Annotated in this window: 21 protein-coding genes and 1 other RNA gene; 12 read left to right on the top strand and 10 right to left on the bottom strand. The window is 73.8% G+C overall.

Annotation, left to right across the window (positions count from 1 at the left end):
- Positions 1–54: 54 nt before the first annotated feature.
- Positions 55–1,452: an APC family permease gene (locus tag ACSMX9_RS06440; protein ID WP_445400686.1), complete on the top strand. Its 1,398-nt coding sequence runs from the start codon at positions 55–57 to the stop codon at positions 1,450–1,452.
- Between the two features lie 69 nt (positions 1,453–1,521).
- Here the strand turns inward: ACSMX9_RS06440 and ACSMX9_RS06435 are convergent, their stop codons facing one another.
- Positions 1,522–2,202 carry a hypothetical protein gene (locus tag ACSMX9_RS06435; RefSeq protein WP_445400684.1) on the bottom strand — a complete coding sequence of 227 codons (681 nt, stop codon included), beginning with the start codon at positions 2,200–2,202 and terminating at the stop codon, positions 1,522–1,524.
- An 89-nt stretch (positions 2,203–2,291) separates the two neighbouring features.
- Positions 2,292–3,146, bottom strand: a complete 855-nt coding sequence (locus tag ACSMX9_RS06430; RefSeq protein WP_445400682.1) for a MerR family transcriptional regulator — start codon at positions 3,144–3,146, stop codon at positions 2,292–2,294.
- A 127-nt stretch (positions 3,147–3,273) separates the two neighbouring features.
- On the opposite strand from ACSMX9_RS06430, the gene ACSMX9_RS06425 reads away from it, so the two are divergent.
- The 3 genes from ACSMX9_RS06425 to rnpB all read left to right on the top strand — a co-directional run bounded on the left by ACSMX9_RS06425 (position 3,274) and on the right by rnpB (position 4,783).
- Positions 3,274–3,726: a DUF4260 family protein gene (locus tag ACSMX9_RS06425; protein ID WP_445400680.1), complete on the top strand. Its 453-nt coding sequence runs from the start codon at positions 3,274–3,276 to the stop codon at positions 3,724–3,726.
- Positions 3,719–4,330, top strand: a complete 612-nt coding sequence (locus ACSMX9_RS06420) for a TetR/AcrR family transcriptional regulator (RefSeq protein ID WP_445400678.1) — start codon at positions 3,719–3,721, stop codon at positions 4,328–4,330. The genes ACSMX9_RS06425 and ACSMX9_RS06420 overlap by 8 nt, the downstream gene beginning before the upstream one ends.
- Before the next feature lie 35 nt (positions 4,331–4,365).
- Positions 4,366–4,783: RNase P RNA component class A (gene rnpB / locus ACSMX9_RS06415), an RNA gene on the top strand.
- Positions 4,784–4,956: 173 nt separating this feature from the next.
- Here rnpB and ACSMX9_RS06410 read toward each other — a convergent pair.
- On the bottom strand, positions 4,957–5,220 hold the full coding sequence (locus ACSMX9_RS06410; protein ID WP_445400676.1) for a hypothetical protein: 264 nt from the start codon (positions 5,218–5,220) through the stop codon (positions 4,957–4,959).
- Positions 5,221–5,428: 208 nt separating this feature from the next.
- On the opposite strand from ACSMX9_RS06410, the gene ACSMX9_RS06405 reads away from it, so the two are divergent.
- On the top strand, positions 5,429–5,776 hold the full coding sequence (locus ACSMX9_RS06405; protein WP_445400674.1) for a hypothetical protein: 348 nt from the start codon (positions 5,429–5,431) through the stop codon (positions 5,774–5,776).
- Between the two features lie 38 nt (positions 5,777–5,814).
- On the opposite strand, the gene ACSMX9_RS06400 is transcribed toward ACSMX9_RS06405, so the two are convergent.
- Together ACSMX9_RS06400 and ACSMX9_RS06395 are read right to left on the bottom strand one after the other, a co-directional pair.
- Positions 5,815–6,831, bottom strand: a complete 1,017-nt coding sequence (locus ACSMX9_RS06400; RefSeq protein ID WP_445400673.1) for a helix-turn-helix domain-containing protein — start codon at positions 6,829–6,831, stop codon at positions 5,815–5,817.
- 134 nt (positions 6,832–6,965) lie between these two features.
- Positions 6,966–7,331, bottom strand: a complete 366-nt coding sequence (locus ACSMX9_RS06395; RefSeq protein ID WP_445400671.1) for a hypothetical protein — start codon at positions 7,329–7,331, stop codon at positions 6,966–6,968.
- A gap of 1,029 nt (positions 7,332–8,360) precedes the next feature.
- Between ACSMX9_RS06395 and ACSMX9_RS06390 the strand changes: the two genes are divergently transcribed.
- Positions 8,361–10,964: an AAA family ATPase gene (locus ACSMX9_RS06390; RefSeq protein WP_445400669.1), complete on the top strand. Its 2,604-nt coding sequence runs from the start codon at positions 8,361–8,363 to the stop codon at positions 10,962–10,964.
- Between the two features lie 403 nt (positions 10,965–11,367).
- On the top strand, positions 11,368–12,237 hold the full coding sequence (locus ACSMX9_RS06385; protein ID WP_445402914.1) for an alpha/beta fold hydrolase: 870 nt from the start codon (positions 11,368–11,370) through the stop codon (positions 12,235–12,237).
- Between the two features lie 173 nt (positions 12,238–12,410).
- Here the strand turns inward: ACSMX9_RS06385 and ACSMX9_RS06380 are convergent, their stop codons facing one another.
- The 4 genes from ACSMX9_RS06380 to ACSMX9_RS06365 all read right to left on the bottom strand — a co-directional run bounded on the left by ACSMX9_RS06380 (position 12,411) and on the right by ACSMX9_RS06365 (position 15,211).
- The gene (locus ACSMX9_RS06380) at positions 12,411–12,860 is read right to left on the bottom strand and encodes a phosphatase domain-containing protein (protein ID WP_445400667.1); all 450 of its coding nucleotides are present in this window, start codon (positions 12,858–12,860) and stop codon (positions 12,411–12,413) included.
- Positions 12,861–12,919: 59 nt separating this feature from the next.
- Entirely contained in the window at positions 12,920–13,474 is a 555-nt protein-coding gene (locus ACSMX9_RS06375; protein ID WP_445400665.1) for a DoxX family protein, read from the bottom strand.
- A gap of 92 nt (positions 13,475–13,566) precedes the next feature.
- Positions 13,567–14,028: a lamin tail domain-containing protein gene (locus tag ACSMX9_RS06370; RefSeq protein WP_445402913.1), complete on the bottom strand. Its 462-nt coding sequence runs from the start codon at positions 14,026–14,028 to the stop codon at positions 13,567–13,569.
- Positions 14,029–14,200: 172 nt separating this feature from the next.
- Positions 14,201–15,211, bottom strand: a complete 1,011-nt coding sequence (locus tag ACSMX9_RS06365) for a Gfo/Idh/MocA family protein (protein WP_445400663.1) — start codon at positions 15,209–15,211, stop codon at positions 14,201–14,203.
- Between the two features lie 244 nt (positions 15,212–15,455).
- Between ACSMX9_RS06365 and ACSMX9_RS06360 the strand changes: the two genes are divergently transcribed.
- Both ACSMX9_RS06360 and ACSMX9_RS06355 read left to right on the top strand, forming a co-directional pair.
- Complete coding sequence (locus tag ACSMX9_RS06360; RefSeq protein ID WP_445400661.1) at positions 15,456–16,826, top strand: Bcr/CflA family multidrug efflux MFS transporter; 1,371 nt, start codon at positions 15,456–15,458, stop codon at positions 16,824–16,826.
- Positions 16,827–16,882: 56 nt separating this feature from the next.
- On the top strand, positions 16,883–17,758 hold the full coding sequence (locus tag ACSMX9_RS06355; protein ID WP_445400659.1) for a hypothetical protein: 876 nt from the start codon (positions 16,883–16,885) through the stop codon (positions 17,756–17,758).
- 193 nt (positions 17,759–17,951) lie between these two features.
- Here ACSMX9_RS06355 and ACSMX9_RS06350 read toward each other — a convergent pair whose 3' ends face one another.
- A complete protein-coding gene (locus ACSMX9_RS06350; RefSeq protein ID WP_445400655.1) occupies positions 17,952–19,439 on the bottom strand; it encodes a glucose/sorbosone family PQQ-dependent dehydrogenase in 1,488 nt (495 codons plus the stop codon).
- 237 nt (positions 19,440–19,676) lie between these two features.
- Between ACSMX9_RS06350 and ACSMX9_RS06345 the strand changes: the two genes are divergently transcribed.
- The 3 genes from ACSMX9_RS06345 to ACSMX9_RS06335 are packed head-to-tail and all read left to right on the top strand — an operon-like array spanning position 19,677 to position 23,064.
- Positions 19,677–20,762 (top strand): TetR/AcrR family transcriptional regulator, encoded by a 1,086-nt coding sequence (locus tag ACSMX9_RS06345; protein WP_445400653.1) that lies wholly within the window; start codon positions 19,677–19,679, stop codon positions 20,760–20,762.
- Positions 20,759–21,436, top strand: coding sequence for a transcriptional regulator (locus ACSMX9_RS06340; protein ID WP_445400651.1), 678 nt, complete (start codon positions 20,759–20,761; stop codon positions 21,434–21,436). Before ACSMX9_RS06345 ends, ACSMX9_RS06340 begins: the two co-directional genes overlap by 4 nt.
- Complete coding sequence (locus ACSMX9_RS06335; RefSeq protein ID WP_445400649.1) at positions 21,433–23,064, top strand: pyruvate, phosphate dikinase; 1,632 nt, start codon at positions 21,433–21,435, stop codon at positions 23,062–23,064. Before ACSMX9_RS06340 ends, ACSMX9_RS06335 begins: the two co-directional genes overlap by 4 nt.
- Positions 23,065–23,083: the final 19 nt, after the last annotated feature.

The raw sequence follows: 23,083 nt of genomic DNA, 5'->3' as shown, positions 1-23,083 counted from the left end.
CGGGAATCGATGGAACCCCCGTTGAACCGACGGGCGCGGAGAGGAAACGAGCCGGTGTCCAGTACCACGACGGAGAAAGCGCCCCAGCTCAACAGGGTGCTGCGGTTGCCCGCGATCGTTCTTTTCGGCCTCACCTATATGTCTCCGGTGGCCGTTTTCACGACGTACGGAATCGTGGGTGCCGAAACCGGCGGCCATCTTCCGGCGGCCTACGTGTTGGCGCTCTCGGTCATGCTGCTGACCGCGCACAGTTACGGGCGCATGGTGCGGAGTTTCCCGACGGCGGGTTCCGCTTACAAGTACTCGCAGAAGGTGTTCGGCGGCCATGTCGGGTTCCTGACCGGCTGGACCCTGATGCTCGACTACCTGTTCCTGCCCATGGTGTCGTTCCTCCTTGCCGGCATCTACCTGCACGCGCAGTTCCCGGGCGTTCCGCAGGGCGTGTGGAGCGTGGCCGCGCTCCTGCTGGTGCTGGTGTTCAACGTGGTGGGCGTGAAGTTCGTCAGCAAGGTCACCGCGATCGTGATGGGCGTGACGGCCCTGCTGCTGGCCCTGTTCGTGGGCCTGGCCGGCGCCAAGTCCAACGTCCCGGCCGGCGAGCTGTTCGACTCCTTCGTCCCGGCCTCCGACCAGTGGGGGCTGCTGGCGGGCGGCGCCGCCATCCTCGCCCTGAGCTTCCTCGGCTTCGACGCGGTGTCCACCCTCGCGGAGGAGGCCCACAACCCGCGCCGGACCGTCCCGCTCGGGATCATCCTCACCACCGCGATCGGCGGCGGGCTGTTCATCCTGGTGGCCTGGGTGGGCGCGCTGGTCCGCCCCGACAACGACTTCACCAACGCCGACTCGGCGGGCGCGGAGCTGATGAGCACGGTCGGCGGCTCGGCCATGAGTTCGGCGTTCACCGCCGTCTACGTGATGGGCTGCATCGGCTCGGCGATGGTCTCCCAGGCCAGCGTCTCGCGGATCATCTTCTCGATGGGACGCGACGGGCTGCTGCCGAAGCGGGTCTTCGGCCGGCTCAGCCCCCGCTTCGGCACCCCGGTCGGCGCCCTGGTCGCGGTCTCCGCGGTCGCCCTGCTCTCCGTGTTCCTCACCCTCGACCAGGCCGTGGTCATGATCAACTTCGGTGCGCTGGCCGCGTTCTCGATGGTCAACCTGAGCGTGATCAAGCACTACCTCTTCGGTCGGGACCGCACCCTCACCCCCCGCTCCCTGCTCGTCAACGGCCTGCTGCCCGGCCTGGGCTTCGCCAGCACGGTCTGGCTGTGGACCAGTCTGACCGGGGAGACCTTCGTGGTCGGCCTGGTGTGGATGGCGGTCGGGGTGGTCCTCCTCGCCGTCACCACCCGGTTCTTCACCCGACGCCCGCCCGAGCTGCACATGGGCATGGAGGACGAGGACGTCACCCCCGCCGTCCCGGGCGCACCCCGCGACTCCAGCCCGGTCGTCTGAGGCGCCCCCTCGAACACCGCGGCGCCCGGCCGGCCCCCCGTGCCGGCCGGGCGCCACGGCGCGTTCGGCTCAGCCCGCGGCGGGTCCCGGGCCGCGGCCGGACCGCAGCGCACGGACGAGGTCGTCCGGCTCCTCCGCGTACAGGTGGACGACCGAGAAGCGTTCCACCCGCCCGAACAGGGTGGTGCGGGTCAGCGGTGCGCCGAGCTCCAGGGTGACGTTGGTGATCGCCCCGACGTCCACCGACAGCTCGCCGGGCTCGGGACGGTCCGAGGTCCGCAACCTCCGGTGCACGGCGACGACCTCCGCCCGCGGAACCCGCACGTCCAGCGCGGCCCCCCGGCGCACCCGCAGCGCGTCGTCGGAGAGCACGTGCGGGCGGGCGACGGCCGCGGCCTGGAGCCCCAGGACCATGACCACCGTGTACACGTCCAACACCAGCATGACCGCGTGGGCCACGGGGTGGTCGCGCAGCAGGTACACCAGGCCCACGGTCTCGACCAGGCAGGCGAAGGCAATGCCGTACACCATGGCCGCCTGGCCCCGCGCGTAGCCGAAGGGACGGTCGCCTGCCCCGACCCCCTGCGGTCGGCGGCCCAGCCACCGGACGTAGGAGGCCAGGACCCGCGCCTCGTGGCGAGCCGTCCGCCCGAGCGTCCCCGGCACCCGGCCCTCGTCCGCAGTCGCCGGCGGGCCGGGGCGTTCGTCCCGGGCGGCGTCCCCCGTCGCGATCGATCCGTTCTCCGTCACGTCCCCTCCGTTCCCCGTGCATCCGTGGTCCGTTCGCCACCCCCCGTGCGGGCGGGCAGCTGGTCGAGCGCTCCCGGTGCCCGCGGCGTTCACCGGGGGCCCTCGGTGGCCCCGGTGACGTCCGTGGCCTCGGTGACGTCCGTGGTGTCGGCTGTATCGGCTGTATCGGCCGTATCGGCGAGGAGGGCGATGGCCCGGCGCACGGCGGCGGCCTGGGCCGGGGCGAAGTCGGCGAAGAGGGCCTCCGCGAAGGCGCCCTGCCACTCCTGCGGGCCTTCCGCCCGGGCCGCCCGTGCCATGTCCGGGGGGAGGAACGCGACCAGGGCGCGCGCCGCCCCGTCCACCCGGGGGTCGTCGGGGGCGGCTTCGGCGAGCGCGTCCAGGAGGGCGTACACCTCGTGGGCGCGGGCGGCGCCGCCAGGGGCCTGCACCGTCTCGCCCAATGCGGAGATCAACAGGGCGGAGTCCTCCGGGGTGGCCGCGGTGTCCAGCAGGGCGAGCAGCTCACGGTCCTTGACCGCCATCGGGGATGGCGGCGCATCGCGTACGACCGTGTCCAACTCACTGAGCAAGGAGGTGAGTTCGGGGGACAGCGGGCCGTTGGCACGCAGTCGTCCGGCGCGGGCCTCGGCCAGGATCACCGCAACCCGTCGCCGCCGTTCGCCCAGCGCCCGTTCCTGTCGGGCCAGGTCCTCGTCCAACTCCGTCAGCACGTCGACCAGCTCCCGCCCTGCGTCGTCGGCGAGCACGTCCCGCACCTCGGCCAGCCCGAGGCCCAGCTCGGTCAGCCGACGGATGCGCGCCAGCAGCACCGCGTGCCGCAGGTCGTAGGTGCGGTAGCCGTTGGGCCGGCGCTCCGGCTCGGGCAGCAGGCCCAGGTGGTGGTAGTGGCGCACGGCGCGCGGGGTGACCCCGGCGACCGCGGCGAGTTCTCCGATCCGCATGCCTCCAGGAGAAACCCTGACGTTGCGGCAAGGTCAAGGCCGAGACCCTCTCGGGTGGCTAATGGTGTTAGCCTCAAGAGGAAGCTAATGGTGTTAGCCTCCGTCTCGCCCGCTGAAGGAGCCCGCCGTGCCCCACCTCGCCCTCGCCCCCCGGCCCCGCACCCCCGCTCCGGCCCCCGCCGGCCGCACCCGTGCCGTGCCCGCCCCCGCGCTGCGCGCCGCCTGGCTCGCCGCCGCCCTGTTCTGGACCGGGTTCGCCGTGTGGGAAGGCGTCCACCACGGGTGGCCCGCCGGGGGAGCGGCCCTGTTCTTCGCCCTCGCCCCCGATCTGGCGATGCTGGTGGGCCTGCGGGAGCACGCGGGCCTGGTGCGCGGTCAACTCCCGCCCCGCGCCGTTCCCTACTACAACCTGACGCACCGGGCCTCGATCCCGTTCGCCCTCGCGGCCCTGTACGCCCTCGCCGCCCCCGCCGGCTGGGCGCCCGTCTTCGCGGCCCTGTGCGGCTGGCTCGCCCACATCTCGTACGATCGCGCCTTCGGGTACGGACTGCGGACGAAGGAAGGCTTCCAGCGTGGCTGAACGGCGGGCGGACACGGCGACGGAGCTCCCCCCGGGCGCGCGGGACCCGCTCTCCCGGCTCACCCCCCGCGCCCGTGAGATCGTCCTCGCCGCCCGAGCCCTGGTGGCGGAGTCCGGCCCGGCCGCCCTCACCATGCGCGCCCTCGCCGACCACCTGGGCATCAAGGCCCCCTCCTTGTACAAGCACTTCCCCGACAAGGCGGCGGTGGAGGCCGAGGTGATCGCCCTCGGGCTGCTGGCGACCGCCGAGGCCCTGGAAGCCGCCGAGGAACGCTTCGCCCGGGCGTCCGGGGAGCCGGGGGAGGACCGCCCCGCCTCGATCCTGGAAGCCCTCGCCGAGGCGTACCGCGCGGACGCCCTCGCCCGTCCGCACCTCTACCTCCTCGCCACCGAACGCCCGCTGCCCCGCCACGCGCTGCCCGAAGGGCTGGAGGCCCGGGCGGCGCTGCCGCTGATGCGGGCCTGCGCCTTCGACGAGGCCCGGGCCCGCGCCCTGTGGGCCTTCGCGCACGGCATGGTCAGCCTGGAGATCCACGGCAGGTTCCCGCAGGACGCCGACCTCCCGGCGGCCTGGACGGCGGGCGTCCGGGCCCTGGAACGCTGACCTGCGCGGCCGGGTAGCATGTCCGGTACGGCAGACGAGCCGGGCGGACGGCCGCGTGGGCATCTCCGATGCCCCCGAGGAACGTCCGGGCTCCACAAGGCAGGGTGGTGGCTAACGGCCACCCGGGGTGACCCGCGGGACAGTGCCACAGAGAACAGACCGCCGGGGACCGTACCCGTACGGATCCCGGTAAGGGTGAAACGGTGGTGTAAGAGACCACCAGCGCCTGGGGTGACCCAGGCGGCTAGGTAAACCCCACCCGGAGCAAGGTCAAGAGGGAGTGCCCCTCCGTGAGGAGCGGCGTTCCTGCGCGGACGTTCGAGGGCTGCCCGCCCGAGTCCGCGGGTAGACCGCACGAGGCCGGTGGCAACACCGGTCCTAGATGGATGGCCGTCGCCCCGACGACCGCGAGGTCCCGGGGTACAGAACCCGGCTTATAGCCCGACTCGTCTGCCGCCCGGGGCTTCTGGCCGGCGCATGCGCAGGTCGGGGGCCCTTCTTCGGGTGTCCGGAGGCTCGCCTCGGCCTCCATGCGTACTGGTTCGACCGGGGACGCCCGACTGATCGTGCCGAGGATGGCGGCGACGGGCGGGCGGTGGGCTGGCGAGTTCCTTCGGAGCCCGTGTTCACAGGACATCGACGTTCGGGCCGGAAAGCCGGTTCCGGCAGTCCAGTACGTATCGGGCGCGCAGCTTCGCCGCCTCGTAGTCGAATTCGTCATGGTCGACGAGCAGCACCACCGCGTCGGCCGCGGCCAGCTCCTCCGGCGCCGCCTCGGCCCGAAGAAGAGTGGTGAGCGGGTCGTCGTACCGGTCGTGCTCAGCCGCACCCGGGCCGCTTCGGCTGCCGTGAGTTGACGTCGCCGCTGCGGCCGCCAGTTCCTCCGCCATTCCCGGAGCGGGGACCGGGCCCCGGCGTGTCCGCTCCCGGGCCTGCGGTGTGCGCCGGGGCACCGCCGCAGGCGCCCGAGACACGGGACGGGGCGCGCATACGGCGCAGCGCAGATTTTGCCTTCTTTCACGGGGCTTTCCGCCTTGGTGGCCCGGAATGACCATCGCTCTAAGTAGTTACTCGGTAGCCAACTGGATGGGAGAGAGTATGCGTACTCGTCGATTCACGCTGATGGCCGCCGTAGGACTGGCGCTGATCGGGGGCGGGCTGGTCAACGCGCCCGCGTCCGCAGTGGCGAGCGAGAAGGCTGTCGCCGGGCCGTGCCGGGCCGAACTGTTCGCGGACGCTTTGGGGGTCGGTGCCAGGTCGGTGTGCCCGCCGGGCACCTACCGCCACTGGCACCAGGCTCACGTCTCATGCTTCCATCCGCAGCAGCATCCGGTTCCCTTCACCCTCAGCGGACCCGTCGTCGGGGGGACCAGCGTCTCCCAGGTCCGCTGCCTCTACGGCCATACCGTCAGCAACTTCTGGAACACCCAGGGCCCAGACGACTGATCACCACTCGGACGGTACTGGCACCCGCCGCGACAACCTCAGCACGCCTTCGGACCGGGCCCCGGTAGAGCGGTGGAGTGGTGGAGGGCGCTTCGGCGGTAGTCGGTGGGGGAGGTTCCGTAGGCCGTGCGGAAGGACCGGCTGAAGTGGGCCGGCGCCGTGAAGCCGGAGCGGGTGGCGATGGTGTGGACCGAGGCGGTGGCGAGGGCCGGGTCGGCGAGGAACCGTCGTGCCTGTTCGAGCCGCTGGCGGCGGATGAGTCCGGCGACCGTGACGCCCTCCGGCTGGAACAGCCGGTGCAGCTGCCGGGGGGAGACGTGATGGGCCGCCGCGACGGCGCGGGCCGTGAGACCGGGGTCGCGGAAGTGCTGGCCGACGAAGGAGCGGACGGCCAGCACGAGATGGCGGTCCCGGGTCTCCGGCGGCAGAGCGCCCCGGGAGTCGAGTTCATGGGAGATCAGCCCGGTGACCAGATCGAGCAGTACGCCGTTGAGCCGGGGCGCGTCCGACGACCGGTAGGCGTCGCTCTCCTCGCAGAGCTGGGTGAGGAACCGGGTCAGCAGCCCGCCGAACCCCCGGCGACCGGAGATCCGCCGCCCCAGGACACCCGTCAGCGCGCCTTCACCGGCGACGCCGAGCCGGGACCTGGGGATCTCCACTCCCACCCCCACCAGCCGCCGCTCGCCGTCGGACTGGACGTCGTAGGGGCGGGAGGTGTCGAGGAAGTAGAGGTCGTACGGCTCGTTGACGCTGCGGTGCCCGGCGTGGTCGACCCGGATCGTGCCACTGCCCGGCAGGACCAGCGTCATATGCAGCAGCCCGGGGTCGGAACGCCGGATCAGCCGGGGTGTACGGCGGTAGCGCGAGGGGCCGAGATCGGTCGGCCACAGCGTGATGTCGTCCAGGTACAGCAGTCGTTTGCGGGCCCGGAACTCGCCCGGCCGCGGCGCGCTCATCTCCATGGGCGCCATGGTGCGCGTCATGCACTCCTGCCAGAAGGCGAACCGGTCGCGCGGCGGCACGTCGTCGGTCCGGATCACCGATTGGGTCAGCAACGGCCCTCCCCCTGCTCGTACGTCGGGCCGAGTCTGCCAGCCAATACGAGCCGCAGGCGTTCCGCCTGTCGGGGCTGCCGTGCGCGACCGGGCCGGACGCGTCGCGCGCCCGGCCCGGTGACAACCTCAGCCGGTCACGGGCTGACGAAGTACGGACCCTTGTTGGTGGTCCAGCCCGTGGTCATCCAGGGGGACTTCTTCCCCTTGCCGTCGGCGCGTGCGGTGACGATGTTGTGCCCGTCCCTGCGGATCGTGGCGATCGAGGGCCAGCCGTCCAGCCGGGTGTCCTTGGTCCGGATGGAGACCCGGTGCTTCGAGCCCTCCTTGCAGCCCTTGTACTCCGTGATGCCGTAGTCATCCGAGACCGTACGGACCTTGCAGTCGAACCGCACCCCGGCGTCCTTGCCCGCGGCAACGGCCGGTCCCGGTACGGCCAGCAGCGCGCCGCAGACGGCGACCGAAAGCCCGGTGACGGCGCCCGCCCTGATGTTCATCCTCATGCTTCCCCTTCCGTTCCGCCCGGGACCGGTCGGCGGACTCTGTCCCGGGCAGCACCGATCATGACCCAGGCCCCGGGCACGACCGTTGACGATTCGCGCCGCGCCGTTGACCGTGTGTGCCGGGCCTACGGACGAGGCCGACCGGGCACCGCTACTTCCGGTTCGGTGTTCTGCCTGCGGTCACCCTGACGGGCGGCCCCGGGGGTGAGCCGCCTTCTTCAGCGCCGCTCCGGGCGGTGAGGTCCCGACGGCCTCAGGGCCCGGTGGGGGTGAGCGGCGCCGTCGTTTCCGTCCTGCCCATGGACGGGCAGTCGGGCAGCTGGGTGGCGAGGCGGAGGCGGCGTGGGAGCCGAGATGCTGCCCGAGGACGGCGAGCGCCGCGCGGCTGGCGACGGCGGCTCCCGGCAAGGCGGTCGGGAAGCCGTACGGCCAGTCGGTAGGCGTCGGCGGGGCCGAGGTGCTGGCCCAGGACCGCGAGCACCGCGTGGGCCACGACCCCGGCCCCCTCCCGGCCGGTGTAACTCGCCCCGCTGCCGCACGGAACTCCGCCGCGGGAATGCGCCGGGCGTTCGCGGTCACCTCGGGAATGGACGAATCATTCACCGTGTGAGTTTTTTATTGAATCTTTGAGGGCAGGGCCGGTGGCGGTGGTGTCACTTCGGGCAGAATCCCGACAAACATCCATTGACCGGAACGCCGGGACGTGTGCGGGCGGTCGGATTCCGGTCTGAGCGCCCGGATGCCGTGTCGTCTTCGTGCGCGTGCGGACGACGGCGGCGTCCCGGGTTCGTCCGGGATCGGTGAGGAGTTCGGGACGAGGCGTCTGTTTCCGGGCGCGGTGGTTACCCTGTGAGTCAGCTGGGAGGTTCCCGCGCACCACCGGGCCGGCCCCCCCCACACACACAGGCCCGTCGTTCCGGGTGGGAAAGCGTCTCCGCTTCCGTCCTCCGGGTCGATCACTCTTCGCGAGTCGGGGGCGCCGGAGCCGACAGCACGGACGAGCGTACGGATACGGCACGGGGGATACCTGTGAACCTCGCAGAGCGGGATGCCCACCTTCAGTTACTCGACCGACTGTACGTGCGCTGCACCAACGACCGCGGCTCCGTCGTCCTGGTGGGCGGACCGGTCGGCGCGGGGAAGACCGCCCTGCTGTCGGCCTTCGCCGAACGGGCCGTCGCGCACGGCGCGCTGTTCCTCTCCGTCACCGCCTCGGCCAGCGAACGCCACCACCGCCTGGGCCTCGCCGAACAGTTGGTGAACGCCCTGCGCACGGCCGGCATGCCCACCGATCCGTTCGCCGACGACGCAGCGGACGGCACGGCCGCCGCGGAGCGTCCGGCGTCGGCCGGGCCGGTGCCGGTGCCGTTGCTCCAACGGCTCTCCCGTGCCGTGTGCGCGTTCGCCGAACGCCGGCCCCTGGTCGTCGGCGTGGACGACGTGCACTTCGCCGACGCCGCCTCCCTGGAGGTCCTCGGCTACCTGGTGCGCAGGATCGACTCCTCCGCCGTGCTCATGGTGATGAACGAGTGCACCGGCCACGACCGGACCCTGGTCGCCCTGCACGCGGAGATCCTCCACCTCGCTCACTGCCACACCGCGCGACTGGCCCGGCTCACCGCGGACGGCGTCGCCGAGCAACTGCGCGAACGCCTGGGCGCCACCCCCTCCGACCAGGAGGCCGAGCTGTGGACGCGGGTCAGCGGGGGCAACCCGCTGCTGCTGCACGCGCTCGTCGACGACCGCACCACCAGCGGCACCGCCCCCGGCGAACCCCAGCCCGGGGAGGCGTACCGCTATGCCGTGGTGCGCTGTCTGCACCGGTGCGCCCCGGGCGCACTGGGTGCCGCCCGAGCCCTCGCCGTCCTCGGGGACTCCGCCGCGCCCGCCCTCGTCGGGGAACTCGTCGGCCGCGACGGCATCCTGGTCGGCGCCAGCATCGCCGGACTGCACGCGGCCGGGCTGTTGGCCGCCAACCGCTTCCGGCACGATCAGGCACGACTGGCCGTGCTCGCCGACGTCCCGGCCGCCGAACTGCGCGCCCTGCACGGCCGGGCCGCCGAACTCCTCCACGAGGAGGGGGCCCCGGCCGTCGCGGTGGGCAGCCAGCTGATGGCCGCCCACGACTCGGAGCGCACCCCGTGGCGGGTCGAGATCCTCCGGCAGGCGGCCGAGGAGGCGATGCTCGCCGGTGACGTCGTCGCGGCGGTCGGCTACCTTCGGCACGCCACCGGGGTCTGCCCCGACCGGACCGGGGAAGCCCAGGTCACCGCCGAACTCGCCGACGCGCAGTGGCACATCGACCCCGCCAAGGCGACCCGTCACCTCGACCAACTGGTCCGACTGGTCCGCTACGGGGTGCTCACCGGGCCCGAGGCGCTGGTGCCGGTCAAACACCTCATCTGGTGGGGCGAGTTCACCCGGGCCGACGCCCTGCTGAAGCAGATCGAGGCCCACGAGGAGCGGAACCCGTCCGCGGTGTCGACCACCCCCGGGTGCTCCGGGGTGCGGCTGGTCCGGTCGGCGCTCGCCCTCTGCGTCCCGGACCCCTCCGATCGGCACGGGGCCTCCTGCGGCCCCCCGGACGGGGCGGCCACCGGCGTCGGGCCGCTGGCCGCCCGGGCCTTCCTCGACCTGTCCACCGGGGGGACCGGCGAGGGGGAGGAGGCGCAGGGCGTCGACCAGGTCCTGCGCAGCACCCGCGCCGGCAGCCCGCTGGCCGCCGTCCTCCTCGCCCTCACCCTGCTCATCCACACCGACCGGTTGGACGACGCCGTCTCCTGGTCGGACCGCCTGTTGGAACAGCGCTGGATCGAGCGGGTGCCGATGCGCCGGGCCATGCTGGAGACGGTCCGCTCGGCCGCGGCCCTGCGCCACGGCGAGGCCGTCAAGGCCGCCGCCTCCGCCCGCACGGTCCTGCGGCTGGTGGCGCCGGCGTCCTGGGGAGTTGCGGTCGGCCTGCCACTGGCCCTGGCCATCCGTTCCGGCACCGAGACCGGCGCCTACGACACCGTGGTGCCCCTCCTCAACACCCCCGTGCCGCCCGGCATGTTCGAGACCCCGTTCGCCCTGCCCTACCTCCAGGCCCTCGGCCGCTACCACCTGGCCGTGGGCCGGCCGCACACCGCCCTGACCCACTTCCGCTCCTGCGGGGAGCTCATGACGAAGTGGCGGATCGACGTCCCGCACCTGGTGGACTGGCGCAACGACGCCGCCACCGCCATGGTCGCCATGGGACGGGTCCAGGAGGCCCGCAGCCTGATGGAGGAGCAGTACCTGCGGCGTGGCGCGGGGCGGCCCGCCGACCACGTCCGGGAGTCCGCCGGCGGCGGCGCGAGCGCCCCCGCCGCGGTGCCGCAGCACCGCGGGGACCCCCCGGGACTGCCGGTCGCCCGGCACCCGGACACCGGGGACGCCCCGTCCGAACTCACCGAGGCGGAGCGCCGGGTGGCCACCCTGGCCGCCGTCGGGTGCACCAACCGGGAGATCGCGGGCAGGTTGTTCATCACCATGAGCACCGTGGAACAACACCTCACCAAGACCTATCGAAAGCTCCGGGTGCGGGGACGCAACGACCTCCCCTCCGCGCTCCGGGTCCACGGACTTCCCCCCTGTCTGCCGAACGGCGGCTGAGGACCTCGGGCGGGCGCCCGGCACGGGCCGCAGCGCGTCCAACCGGCGGGCGCTTTCGGTTGGACGACGGTTGTCGCCGGCTCGCGAACCGTGTGAGCCTGACCGTCGAAATCGACGTCGGACGTTCGCCGGGCGATCCCGCGCACCACGCCGCCCCCTGCACCGGGCCGCACTCCACGCCAGCCTCGCGGACCCGGCGCTCGGACTGATCCGCGAGGTCATCGCCGACTCGCTGCGCGTGGACGGGGACGTCGACGTCCCCGCACGGTTCTTCCCCCGGGTCCGGGTGCCCTTCGACGCGGACGAGACGACACTCGCGGCCCGGCGGCGGACCTCGCCGGGGGCGTTCACCGCCCCGCACGCCGGGGAAGAACGCCGTAGGACCGACCGGAAGGAACGGACCATGCCGCGCGCGCGGATCAACGGGATCGACCTCGCCTACGAGGTCCACGGCACGGGGGAGCCGGTGGTGCTGGTGTCCGGCACCGGTAGCCCGGGCCGGGTCTGGCGGACCCACCAGGTGCCCGCCCTGAAGGCCGCCGGCCACCGGGTGATCACCTTCGACAACCGGGGCCTGGCCCCCGACGAACCCGGCCAACGCAGCTTCACCCTGGACGACATGGTGGCCGACCTCGCCGGGCTGATCGAACACCTCGGGGCGGGCCCCTGCCGGGTGGTGGGGCACTCACTGGGCGGCATCCTCGTGCAGGAACTGCTGGTGGCCCGGCCCGAACTCGTCCGCCAGGCCGTCCTGATCGCCTCCGGCGGACGGACCGACGAGGTGGTCCGGGCCATGGCCGCCGCGGACCTCGCCCTCGCCGACAGCGGGATCACCCTGCCGCCCGTCTACGCGGCCTTCGTGACGGCGCTCCAGAACCTCTCCCCGCGGACCCTCAACGACGGGGCGCTGCTGCGGGACTGGCTGACGGTCTTCGAACTGCTCGGGGTCGACCCGGCCGCGGTGCGCGGGCAGTTGCCGGTGAGCCAGATCCCCGACCGGCTCCCCGCCTACCGGACCGTGCGCCGCCCCTGCCTGGTCGTCGCCTTCCGGGACGACCTCGTCATCCGCCCCCATCTGTCCCGCGAGGTCGCGGACGCCATCCCGGGCGCCCACTACCGGGAACTAGCCGACTGCGGGCACTACGGCCACCTGGAGCGGCCGGATGCGCTGAACGAACTGGTCCTCGACTTCTTCGCCGGCCGGGAACCCGGGATCGCGGGCGGCGCGCTCCCCGTGGACGCGGCCCGGGAGCCCGTCCCCGGCCGGCGCTGACCGCCGTCAGGCGGACGCCGGCCGCGGCCCGCCCGGGACGGACCCGGTCCGGGCCGGACCCGCGCTCACCGGGGAGGGACACCGTGACGCTGAGTCCGCCCTGGGGCCGGGGCTCCGTGGTCACGGTGGCGCCGTGGGCGGTCGCCCCGGTCCGGCCCCCCTCGGCCCGCGGGTCAGTGCGGCCGGGGGAAGTTCCGCACGTAGCGCTTCTGCCACGGCGTCTCCACGGCGCGGCGGTCGTAGTGGGCGCGGACGTACCCCACCGCCCGGTCCGCCGGGACCCCGTCCAGGACGGCGAGGCAGGCCAGTGCGGTGCCGGTGCGGCCCCGCCCGCCGCCGCAGGCCACCTCGACGCGTTCGGTGGCGCTGCGCTCCCACACCCGTCCCAGCACCTCGCCCGCCGCCGCCCGGTCGCGGGGGAGCCGGAAGTCGGGCCAACGCACCCAGTCCGCCGGCCAGTCGGTGGCCGGCGGCGGCGAGCCCAACAGGTACACCCCGTACTCGGGGGCGGGCCCGTCCGGCGGCCCGTGCCGCAGTCCGCGTCCCCGCACCAGCCGACCGGACGGCAACCGCAGTACGCCGGGGGCCCGTTCGCTCCACCGCTCACCCGTGTGTTCACTCATGCCCCCGACCCTACGGGGGGCGGTGGGGCCCGGCCTCGGTGTTCGCGGTGGGCGGAGGGCTACCCGGCGGGCCCTTCGTCGCCCTCGGGGCCGTCGGCGGCCGCGAGTCGGCGTTGCCGGGAGCCCACCACGCAGACGGTCGCGACGGTGGTCGCGGCAAGGGCCAGCGGGACCATCCAGTCGCGGTCCAGGGCGTGGCAGGTGGCGTGGTCCAGCGAGTAGCGTCCGGCACCGGTGAGCGCCAGCGAGGCGCCGGCCAGTCCGAAGGTGACGGGCAACTCGTAGCCGCCCTCGGAGGCGAAGAAGCCGTGCGGCGCGTGGACCGCGGAGGCGCCCGCCATGCCGCCCGCGGCGGCGGCGCCGGCGAACGGGGTCGCCAGGCCGAGCGCCAGCAGTGCGCCGCCGCCGGCCTCGGCGAGCCCGGAGGCGATCGCGCTGGGTCTGCCGGGCTCGTACCCCATGGACTCCATGGCGGTCTTGGTGCCCTCGATGCCGCCGCCGCCGAACCAGCCGAACAGCTTCTGCGTGCCGTGGGCCACCAGGGCGCCGCCGACGCCGAGCCGCAGCAGCAGGAGCCCCAGGTCACGGCGGTGGACACGGGAACAGTGGGACATGCCTTTCCTCCTCACGGAGCCTGGCCTTCGTTCCCACGGTGGCACCCCCGGGGCGGTTCCGCAGTTCCGGCGACCCGCCCCGCGGTGGTGGCTCAGTGGCAGTTCTTGGTGCCGCGGTCGCGGGTGGTCCAGGAGCAGGAGTCCTGGAGCGAGCCGTTCGGCTTGATCAGGCGGGCCTTGTCGCTGGTGTTGTTCCAGACGTACCAGGAACGGCCCCAGTAGCGGGTGGTCGAGGTGTTGCCGCCCTTGCCGGTGCGCAGCTTCACGGTCTTGCCGGCACCGAGCTTGAAGCTGCCGAAGGTGTAGGTGTAACCGTTGTTGTCCTTCACCTTGTAGCCCTTGAGCTGGACGGCGGAGCGCGAGTTGTTGTGGATGTTGACCCACTCGCCGTTCACCGCGGTGTTGGTGCGCCGGTCCGCGCCCGGGGTGTCGTACTGGATCGTGCCGAAGTGCAGCCCGCGCTGGTGCGGTGCCGCGGCGGCCGGGGTGGCGGCGAGCAGCGGTGCCGCGACGGCGACGGCGACGGCTATGGGCAGGATGGAACGGGTACGCAACACGGGCCCCAAGTGTGAAGGTTTGATGGCATTGCTGCCGAAGGAATGATGAGCATATGGGCTTCCCGGGGAACATCACCCGGAGTTCAACATTCCATATGTGGAGATCGCGTGAAGGGCGACTCGCCCGGACGGGTGAACCGGGCGCTCGGGGGTGACCGCGGCCCACCGATCAGCCGGCCTCGCCCGGATAGCGGACGCCGACCTGCGCGCGGATCGCGTCCAGGGTGCGCATCACGGCCAGCGACCCGTCCAGCGGAACGAGCGGCGACTCGGTCTCCTTCGCCCGCAGGCAGCGCGTCACCTCGACGGCCTCGTGGTGCAGCGAGTCCCGGCGACCCCACCGCGGGTCCGCCACCACCGTCTCCGGTTCCCGGCCGTTCCGGTGGAGCACGAAGCGGTCCGGGTGGAAGAACCCGTGCGGCACCTCCAACCGGCCCGCGGTGCCGGTGACCGAGGCGGTGACCGGGGTGTGCGCGTTCAACGCGCAGTGCACCACCGCGAGCGCCCCGCTCTCGTACGACAGGACCGCGGCCGTCTGGAGGTCCACCCCCTCCTCGGACAGCACCGACCGCGCGCTGACCCCCGAAGGGGCGCCCAGGAACAAGTGGGCGAACGACACCGGGTACACCCCGAGGTCCAGTAGTGCGCCACCGCCCTGCGCCGGGTCCCGCAGGCGGTGCGTCGCGGGGAACGGGCCGTCGATGCCGAAGTCGGCGTGCACCGAGCGGACCTCCCCGATCGCCCCGTCCGCCACCAGCTCCCGCATCCTGCGGACCAGCGGATGGCAGTACGTCCACATGGCCTCCATCAGGAACAGCCCCCGTGCCCGCGCCAGCGCCACCAGCTCCGCCGCCTCGGCCGCGTTCACCGTGAACGCCTTCTCGCACAGCACCGCACGCCCGCCCTCCAGGCACAGGCCGGCGGCGGCCCGGTGCGCGGCGTGCGGGGTCGCCACGTACACCACGTCGACGTCCTCGTCCGCGGCGAGCGAGGCCCAGTCCCCGTGGGCCCGCGGTATCCCGAACCGGTCGGCGAACGCCCGCGCGCCCTCCTCGGTGCGCGAGGCCACCGCCACCACCTCGGCGTCCGGCAGCTCCAGCAGGTCGCGGGTGAACGACGCGGCGATGCCGCCCGTCGCCAGGATCCCCCAGCGCACCCGTTCTCCGACCGTCCCGGCCATCCGGCCCCCTCCGTCCGCGCGTGACGCGGCAGCGCCCGCCCCGAAGTCCCGCGCTCCCCGCGCGGCGCACCGGGCCCGCGCCGTACCGCCGTCGTCCACGCCGACGGGGGCGGTACGGGACAAACGGTCCCAACCACCCGATCCGTGCTGCGAGCATAGAGAGCGCATTCGACGAACTCCAGGGGCGGTCGGCCACGGCCCGCCCCGTGACGGCCGTCACGGCCCACCGACGAAAGGACCACGCATGCCCGAGCGCAGCGGTACCGCACCGGACGGCCCCGCCGCACCGGACGGGGAGCGGGGGTCGGGGCACATAGGCACCGGCCCCCGCCTCGACGTGGCGCCCCTCGGCGCGGGCGGGCCGGCGGTGGCGGGCGCCGCTGCGATCGGAGCAGCGGTGCCCCCGGCCGTGCGCCGCACCGGCTTCCTGGTGATCCTGGTCCTCGGCGGCCTCACCGCCCTCCCCCCGCTCTCGATGGACATGTACCTGCCGGCCCTGCCGGAGGTCACCGGGGTCCTCGGCGCCTCCGCCGCCACCGTCCAGCTCACCCTCACCGCCTGTCTCGCCGGCATGGCGCTCGGCCAGCTCGTCGTCGGACCCATGAGCGACAAGTGGGGCAGACGGCGTCCGCTGATGGTCGGCATGATCGTCTACATCGTGGCCACCGCCGCCTGCGCGCTCGCCCCGAACGTCGAACTCCTCATCGCCTTCCGCCTGGCCCAGGGCCTCGCCGGAGCCGCGGGCATCGTCATCGCCCGCGCCGTCGTCCGGGACCTGTACGAGGGCGATGCCATGGCCCGGTTCTTCTCCACCCTCATGCTGATCTCCGGAGTCGCCCCCGTCATCGGGCCCGTCATCGGCAGCCAGGTGCTCCTGTTCACCGACTGGCGCGGCGTGTTCTGGGTGCTGGCCGCGGTCGGCGTGCTGCTCACCCTGCTCGTGCACCGCCGGCTCCCCGAGACCCTCGCGGTCGAGCGCCGCCACTCCGGCGGCATCCCCGCGGCCCTGCGCACCATGCGCGACCTGCTCCGCGACGCCCGGTTCACCGGCTACACCCTGGCCGGCGGCTTCGGCTTCGCCGCCCTGTTCGCCTACGTGTCCGCCTCGCCCTTCGTCGTCCAGGAGATCCACGGGGCCTCCGCCCAGACCTTCTCCCTGCTGTTCGGCCTCAACTCCGTCGGGCTGGTGATCGTCGGCCAGGTCAACGGGCGGCTGCTGGTGGGCCGGGTCCGGCTGGACCGGGTGCTCCTGCTGGGGCTCACGGTGATCGCGCTCGCCGCCGTGGCGCTCCTGCTGATCACCTCCGGGGCGTTCGGCGAGACGGGGTTGCTGCCGGTGGCCGGCGGACTGTTCGTGCTGATGTCGGCGATGGGCCTGGTGCTGCCGAACGCCAACACGCTCGCCCTCCAGCGCGCCGGGCACGCCGCCGGCTCCGCCTCCGCCCTGCTCGGCACCTCCTCCTTCCTGATCGGTGCGATCGCGTCCCCGCTGGTGGGCATCGCCGGCGAGGACACCGCCGTCCCGATGGCCCTGGTCCAGCTCGCCGCGGGACTCTGCGCGCTCACCGCCTTCGTCCTGCTCACCCGCCGGCGGGCCGCGCCCGACGGGGGCTGAGCGACCGGGACCGGGCGGCGGGCGGCTGTCAGTGGGGTCCGCTTGACTGTGTGCTCGTGACGATCAATGAACTCATCGACTTCGCGCAGGAGTTGATCGACGGGCCGCCGCCCGCTCCGGGCGCGCCCGTGATCCGCGAGGTGCCCGATCCGGACGGCGGCGCGCTGGCCGCGCTCGACGCCGCGATCACGGGCACGTCGAAGCGGACGACCCGGTCCCTGGTCCTGGACGGCTTCGTCGACCCCACGCTCACCGACTCCACCGGGGCGACCCTGGTAGCGCCGTTCGGCCCGGAACTGCGCCAGCTGCGGGCGTGGATCCACCGCTCCCACGCGGTCGGCTTCGGGCGGCTCGACCGCCCGGACGGTCCGCGCACCGTCCTCGTCGTCGCCCACCGGGACGACCCGGCCCACAGCGGCTTCCCGGCGGGCTCCTCCTGGGCCGAGCGGCTGGCGATCGTCGTCGGCCTGTGCCCGCAACCCCTGCCGGACATCGACTGGCCCGCCGTGGAGGCGGCCCTCGGCACCGCACTGCCCCGCGACTACAAGGAGATCGCCGACCTGTTCGGCGACGGGACCTTCGACGACTACGTGCTCTTCACCGCGCCCAACCCCTCGGACGGCGGGATCGTGCTGTCCGCCGAGGTCGACGCGCGGTACCCGGACCTGTGGGAGCCCCACACCGTCTACCCGGCCCCCGGCGGGCTGCTGCGCTGGGCCTCCTCGGAGTGCGACCTCGACTTCGTCTGGCAGACGGGCGCGGCCGACGCCGACGACTGGCCGGTCCTGGTGGGGGAGTACGGCGCATGGGAGCGCTTCGACTGCGGAGTCGGCGAGTTCCTGTTGCGGATGCTGGTGGACGAGCAGGTGGGCTTCCCCACGACCCGGCTGGACACCCACTACTTCATGGGGTGGGAGGGGGAGGAGGAGTGAGCGCGCCTCGCGGCCCCGTCGCCGCCTTCGTCGGGGGCGCCGTCGCCGACCGGGTCGGGGACGAGGCCCGCAGCGGCGCAGGACGACCGGTGCCGGCGGGGAGCCCTCGGGGCTCCGCACCGACACCGGTCCCTCGTGGCGGAGTCGGGAGGTCACCCCGTCCGGACGCTCCGCTCACCGCACCGGCGGTGTCTCAGGGCTGCCAGCGGTACTCGATGATCGAGCCCGGGTTCTCCAGGGGGCCGGACGCCGGCGCGCCCCGCCCGTCGCGGACGATGCCCGCGACGTCGGTGGCGACGAAGATCGACTTGCCGTCGGCGCTGAACTCCGCGTCGCGGAAGCGGTTCTGCTCACTGAAGAGCTTGACGACCCCACGGAGGTCCTGACCGTTCTCCGCGAAGTCGACCCGGTAGACGGTGCCGTCCTTGAGGGTGGTCATCACCAGCGAGTCGCTCCAGCCGGGGATGCCCGGGCCGGGTTCGCCGGCCTTCCTGGAGCTTCCGTAGTGCTCGAAGCTGGAGGGCGCGATGGTGGGCCAGCACACGGCCCACAGCTCGCCCTCGGCGCACTTGGGGTCCTTGAAGTTGTAGCCCGTGTCCACGGTGCCGAAGGTGCGGACGGGTGGCACGAAGGGCTGGGTGAAGTCGGTCTCCTGCTGCACGGGGACCGTCTCGGGGATCTCGAAGTCGCTGAAGGTCAGCTCGTCGCAGGGGGTCGGCCAGGAGGCGGACCAGTTGCCGTAGACGTACGCCTTGTCGTCGCGGTAGCCCGCGACGTCGGGCCAGCCGTAGTTGGCGCCCTTGCGCAGGATGTTGATCTCGTCGTCGGTCTTCGGACCCTGGTCGTTCTGGTAGAGCGTGCCGTCGGGACCGAAGGCGAGTCCCTGGGCGTTGCGGTGCCCGTAGGTGTAGACGTGACTGCGCACGCCGTCGAGGACCGGATTCTCCGAGGGGACGGAACCGTCGGTGTTCAGCCGCAGGGTCTTGCCCTGGTAGGCGATCCAGTCCCTGGTCCGCACCTCCTCTGCGGTGGGCAGCCGTTGGGCGTAGTTGCGTCGGCAGAAGTTCCCGAACTGGTTCGTGCCCTGGTCGCCGATGGTGTAGTAGAGCTTGCCGTCCGGGCCCAGACGGAGCCGCGCGGACTGGTGGTCGTTGCCGGACGGCATCCCGGCGATGACGGTCTTCGGGTCCTCCAACCGTTGCGCGTCGGCGTCGTAGGTGTAGCGCTCGATCTTCGTGCGGGCCTGCACGACCGGGGTGGGGTCGATGTCGTGGCTGTACGCGACGTACGCGTACAGCCCTGCGCCCTTCGGTCGTTCCTCCAGGGCGAGGCCGAGCACTCCGTCTTGTCCGCCTTGGCTGTGCACCGCCTTCGGCAGGCTGAGCAGGGTGGTCTTGGCGCCGGACGCCGGGTCGACGCGGGTGACCTTCTTGCCGCTCTTCTCGGTGGCCCAGAGGGCCCCGTCGGGCGCCCTGACGATCTCGTACGGGTTGTCGAGGCCGGTCGCCACGACCCGCTTGGTGAACCGTCCCGTGGGCGGCGCGGAGCCGTCCTGACCGGAGACGTCCGTACCGGTCCCACCGGCGGGATCGCCGCCGGTGACGGCGGCGCCGGCGAGTGATATGCCGAGGGCGAGAACGGCTGCGGCGGCCAGGGGGCCGCGTATCCGTGCGTGCTTCATCCGTTTCCTTCCAGTGACCCCCTCCACCTCGGATCATCACCACGGGGAAGCGACCCGGCACGCCGGGTGTCGGCCAGGCGGGCCCCTTCCCGTCACCCGCACACGCGCTGTCACCGCAGGCGCGAAGGCGCGGAGAGGGGGCCCGGTCGCCATCCGTCCTCGGCATTCGGATGATGACATCATCCCGATGTTCTGCGTATCCTCCGGGTGTATGAAGTCACGAGGAAGGGGCGACGGATGGTGCGACTGACCCGGGCCCAACAGCAGGAGCGCACCCGCGCGACGGTGCTGGCCGCGGCACGGGAGGAGTTCCTCGTGCGCGGGTACGCGGCGGCGAAGGTCGACGACATCGCCGAACGGGCGGAGTTGACCCGGGGCGCGGTGTACTCGAACTTCCCGAGCAAACGCGCCCTCTACCTCGCGGTGCTGCTGGAGGCGGCCGAACCCGCCGGCGCTCCGCACCCGGCACGGTCCGTCCCCCCGTCGACGGGGGAGGCGCTGGCCGGGTTCGCCCGCACCCGGCTCGAACGGCTGCCCCTCACCGGGGAACCGGCCTCCTCCCGTTCGCTGGTCGGGGTGCTGGACGACGAACCGATCCGTACCGCGTTCGGGCAACTGGCCCGACTGGAAGCGCTGTTGCTGGCCCTCGCCCTGGAGGCGGCCGCACCCGAGCCGGCCGGGCGGCAGGTGCGGCGGGCCGAACTGGTCCTACGGCTGGTGGACGGTCCCGGGGCGTTGGTCGATCCCGCCCTCGGCCACGGCGACCCCTTCGACATCGCCCGGGCCTGCGCCCACCTGGGCGGGCTCGACCTCGCCGACGCCTGGGACCCCCCGCACCTGCCGCACGTCCGACCGGCCCGCGCCGGTGCGGAACCGTGGCGCCCGCCCGGAGGGCTCCGGGACCTGATCACCGGCGTCCCGGTCACCGCGGAGGAGGACGGGGTGGTCGTGGTCCTGGGCACCCACCGGCTAGAAGCCGCGGAGGAGGCCGTGCGCGCCGCGCACGCCGACGACCGGGTCACGATCGCCGTGACCACGGCGGACCCCGCCGGGACCGGGCGCCTGGTCCGCCTGCGGATCGGGGAAATCGCCCACGACCTGCGGCGCGTGTTCCCGCCGGCCGTCCGACCGGGCCCGCGCCTGGTCCTCGACGACCAGGGCCTGCTGGCCGCGGTCCTCGGCGTCCCCGACCCCGACGACGGCACCGAGTGCGCGGTGCGCGTCCACCGCGGCGTGCTGGTCGCCCGCGCCGCGGGCCGCGGCGCCGCCCACGCCGCCGCCACGACCGCCGTCCGCACCGCACCCGAAGGGGCCGCCCCGTGACCCTGCCCGTCGCACCGCACCCGACCCCCCGCGACCTGCTGGTCCTGCACGCCCTGCGCTGCACGGGCACCTCGGGCACCGCACGGCTGGCCGCCGCCACCGGGCTGCCCGAGGCGGAGGCCGAGTCCGAGCTGATCGACCTGGCCGTGTCCGGGCTCGTCACCCGCACCGCCGGCCCCTTCGGCGGCTGGTCCCTCACCGACCCCGGCCGGGCCGCGGACGCCGCACGCATCGCCGAGGAACTGGACGCGGCCGACGCCCGGTCCGCGGTGACCGCCGCCTTCGAACGGTTCCTCGTCCTCAACCCCGAACTGCTCGACCTGTGCACGGCCTGGCAGACCCGCACCGTCGACGGCACCCTGACGGCCAACGACCACACCGACCCCGCCCACGACGCCCGGGTCCTGCACCGGTTCGTCGACCTGCACCGTCGCGCGGAGCCCGTCTGCACGGAACTGGCCGCGGTGCTGGCGCGGTTCGGGCACTACCGGGCCCGGCTCGCCGACGCCCTGGCCCGGGCCGGGGGCGGCGAGTGGGAGTACCTGACCGACGACCTCGCCTCGTACCACACCGTCTGGTTCCACCTGCACGAGGACCTGCTGGCCACCCTCGGCATCCCCCGGGGCTGGACCGCCGAACCCCCGTCCGACCGCACCGGTTCGGGCCCGCGGTGAGCTGGATCCGGCCGCTCGCGCCCGAGGTCGAGGGCGGGGCGGAGGCCCTCGGCGGCAAGGCGCACGGGCTGATCGTCCTGCGGCGCCTGGGGCTCCCGGTGCCTCCGGGGTTCGTCATCGGCACCGGGGCGTGCCGGGCGTTCCTGCGCACCGGACGGCTCCCGGACGGCCTCGCCGCCGAACTGGCGACGGCCGTCGCCGACCTCGAAGCCGCCACCGGCCGCGCCTTCGGCGGCCACGGACGGCCGTTGACCGTCTCCGTCCGTTCCGGCGCGGGCACCTCCATGCCCGGCATGATGAGCACGGTCCTCAACCTCGGACTCACCGCCGGGACCACCGCCGCACTGGCCGAGGAGACCGGCGACCCCCGGTTCGCCCACGAGGCGCGGCTGCGGTTCCTGCTCGGCTACGCCGCGGAGGTCGCCGGCGTCCCCCCGCAGGCCCTGGCGGGCGCCCGCGCCACCGCCGACCGGGACGCCGACGAGGACCGCCTCGGCGCGGCGGTCGAGGACGTCGAACGGCTCGTCCACGAGCGCAGCGGCAGCCCCGTACCGAAGGACCCGGTCCGCCAACTGCTGCTCGCGGTGGCCGCTGTGTTCGCCTCCTGGCACACCCCGCGCGCCCGGACCTACCGGGAACTGCACGGCATCGCCGACGACCTGGGCACCGCCGTGACCGTGCAGGCCATGGTGTACGGCAACCGGGACCGGCGCAGCGGCTCCGGCGTCGCGTTCAGCCGCGACCCCACCACCGGGGCGCCCGGCCCGTTCGGCGAGGTCCTGTTCGGGAGCCAGGGCGACGAGGTGGTCTCCGGCCGGTCCCGGACCGCCGACCTGTCCGCACTCGCCGAACGGGAACCCGCCGTGTGGACCCCGCTGCGGGAGGCCCTCCACCGGCTGGAGACCCACCACCGCGACGCCTGTCACGTCGAGTTCACCTTCGAGACGGGCCGGCTCTGGCTGCTCCAGGCGCGCCCCGGCGGGTTCGTCGGCCGCGGCGCGGTCCGGGTCGCCGTCGACCTCGCCGAGGCCGGTCTGATCGGACGGGACGAGGCGGTCCTCCGGGTCTCCCCGCACCACCTCCGGCAGGCGCGCACCCCGCGGCTGGCCGCCCCGGGCGGGCCGGACCTCCTCACCCGGGGCCTCGGCGCCTCGCCCGGGGTCGCCGTCGGCCGGGTCGCGACCACCGCCGACGCCGCGGTGCGCCTCGCCGCGAGGGGCCCGGTCGTCCTGGTGCGTCCCGAGACCTCCCCCCTCGACCTGCACGGCCTGGCCGCCGCCACCGGCGTGGTCACCGCCCGCGGCGGGCCGACCAGCCATGCGGCGGTGGTGGCCCGGTCGCTGGGCCGGCCGGCCGTGGTCGGCGCCGCGGACCTCACCGTCGACGCCGCCGGCGCCCGGATCGGTTCCCGTGAAGTGCCGGAGGGCACCCTGGTCACCATCGACGGCACCGGCGGCGAGGTCGTCTCGGGCAGGGCCCGCCTCGCCCCCACCGCCCCCGACCCCCGGACGGTTCGACTCCTCGACTGGGCAGACGCGTTGACGGGCGCCCCGGCACCGGGCCGCGAGGACGCGGAACGCCTCGCCGCGGCCCGGGCGGTCCTGCTCGGGCCGCGGCCCCGGCCCTGATCGGGGCGGCGGGAGGTCG

Source organism: Streptomyces sp. LE64 (genome assembly GCF_052606915.1).
This window is presented reverse-complemented; position numbering and strand designations above follow the sequence as displayed.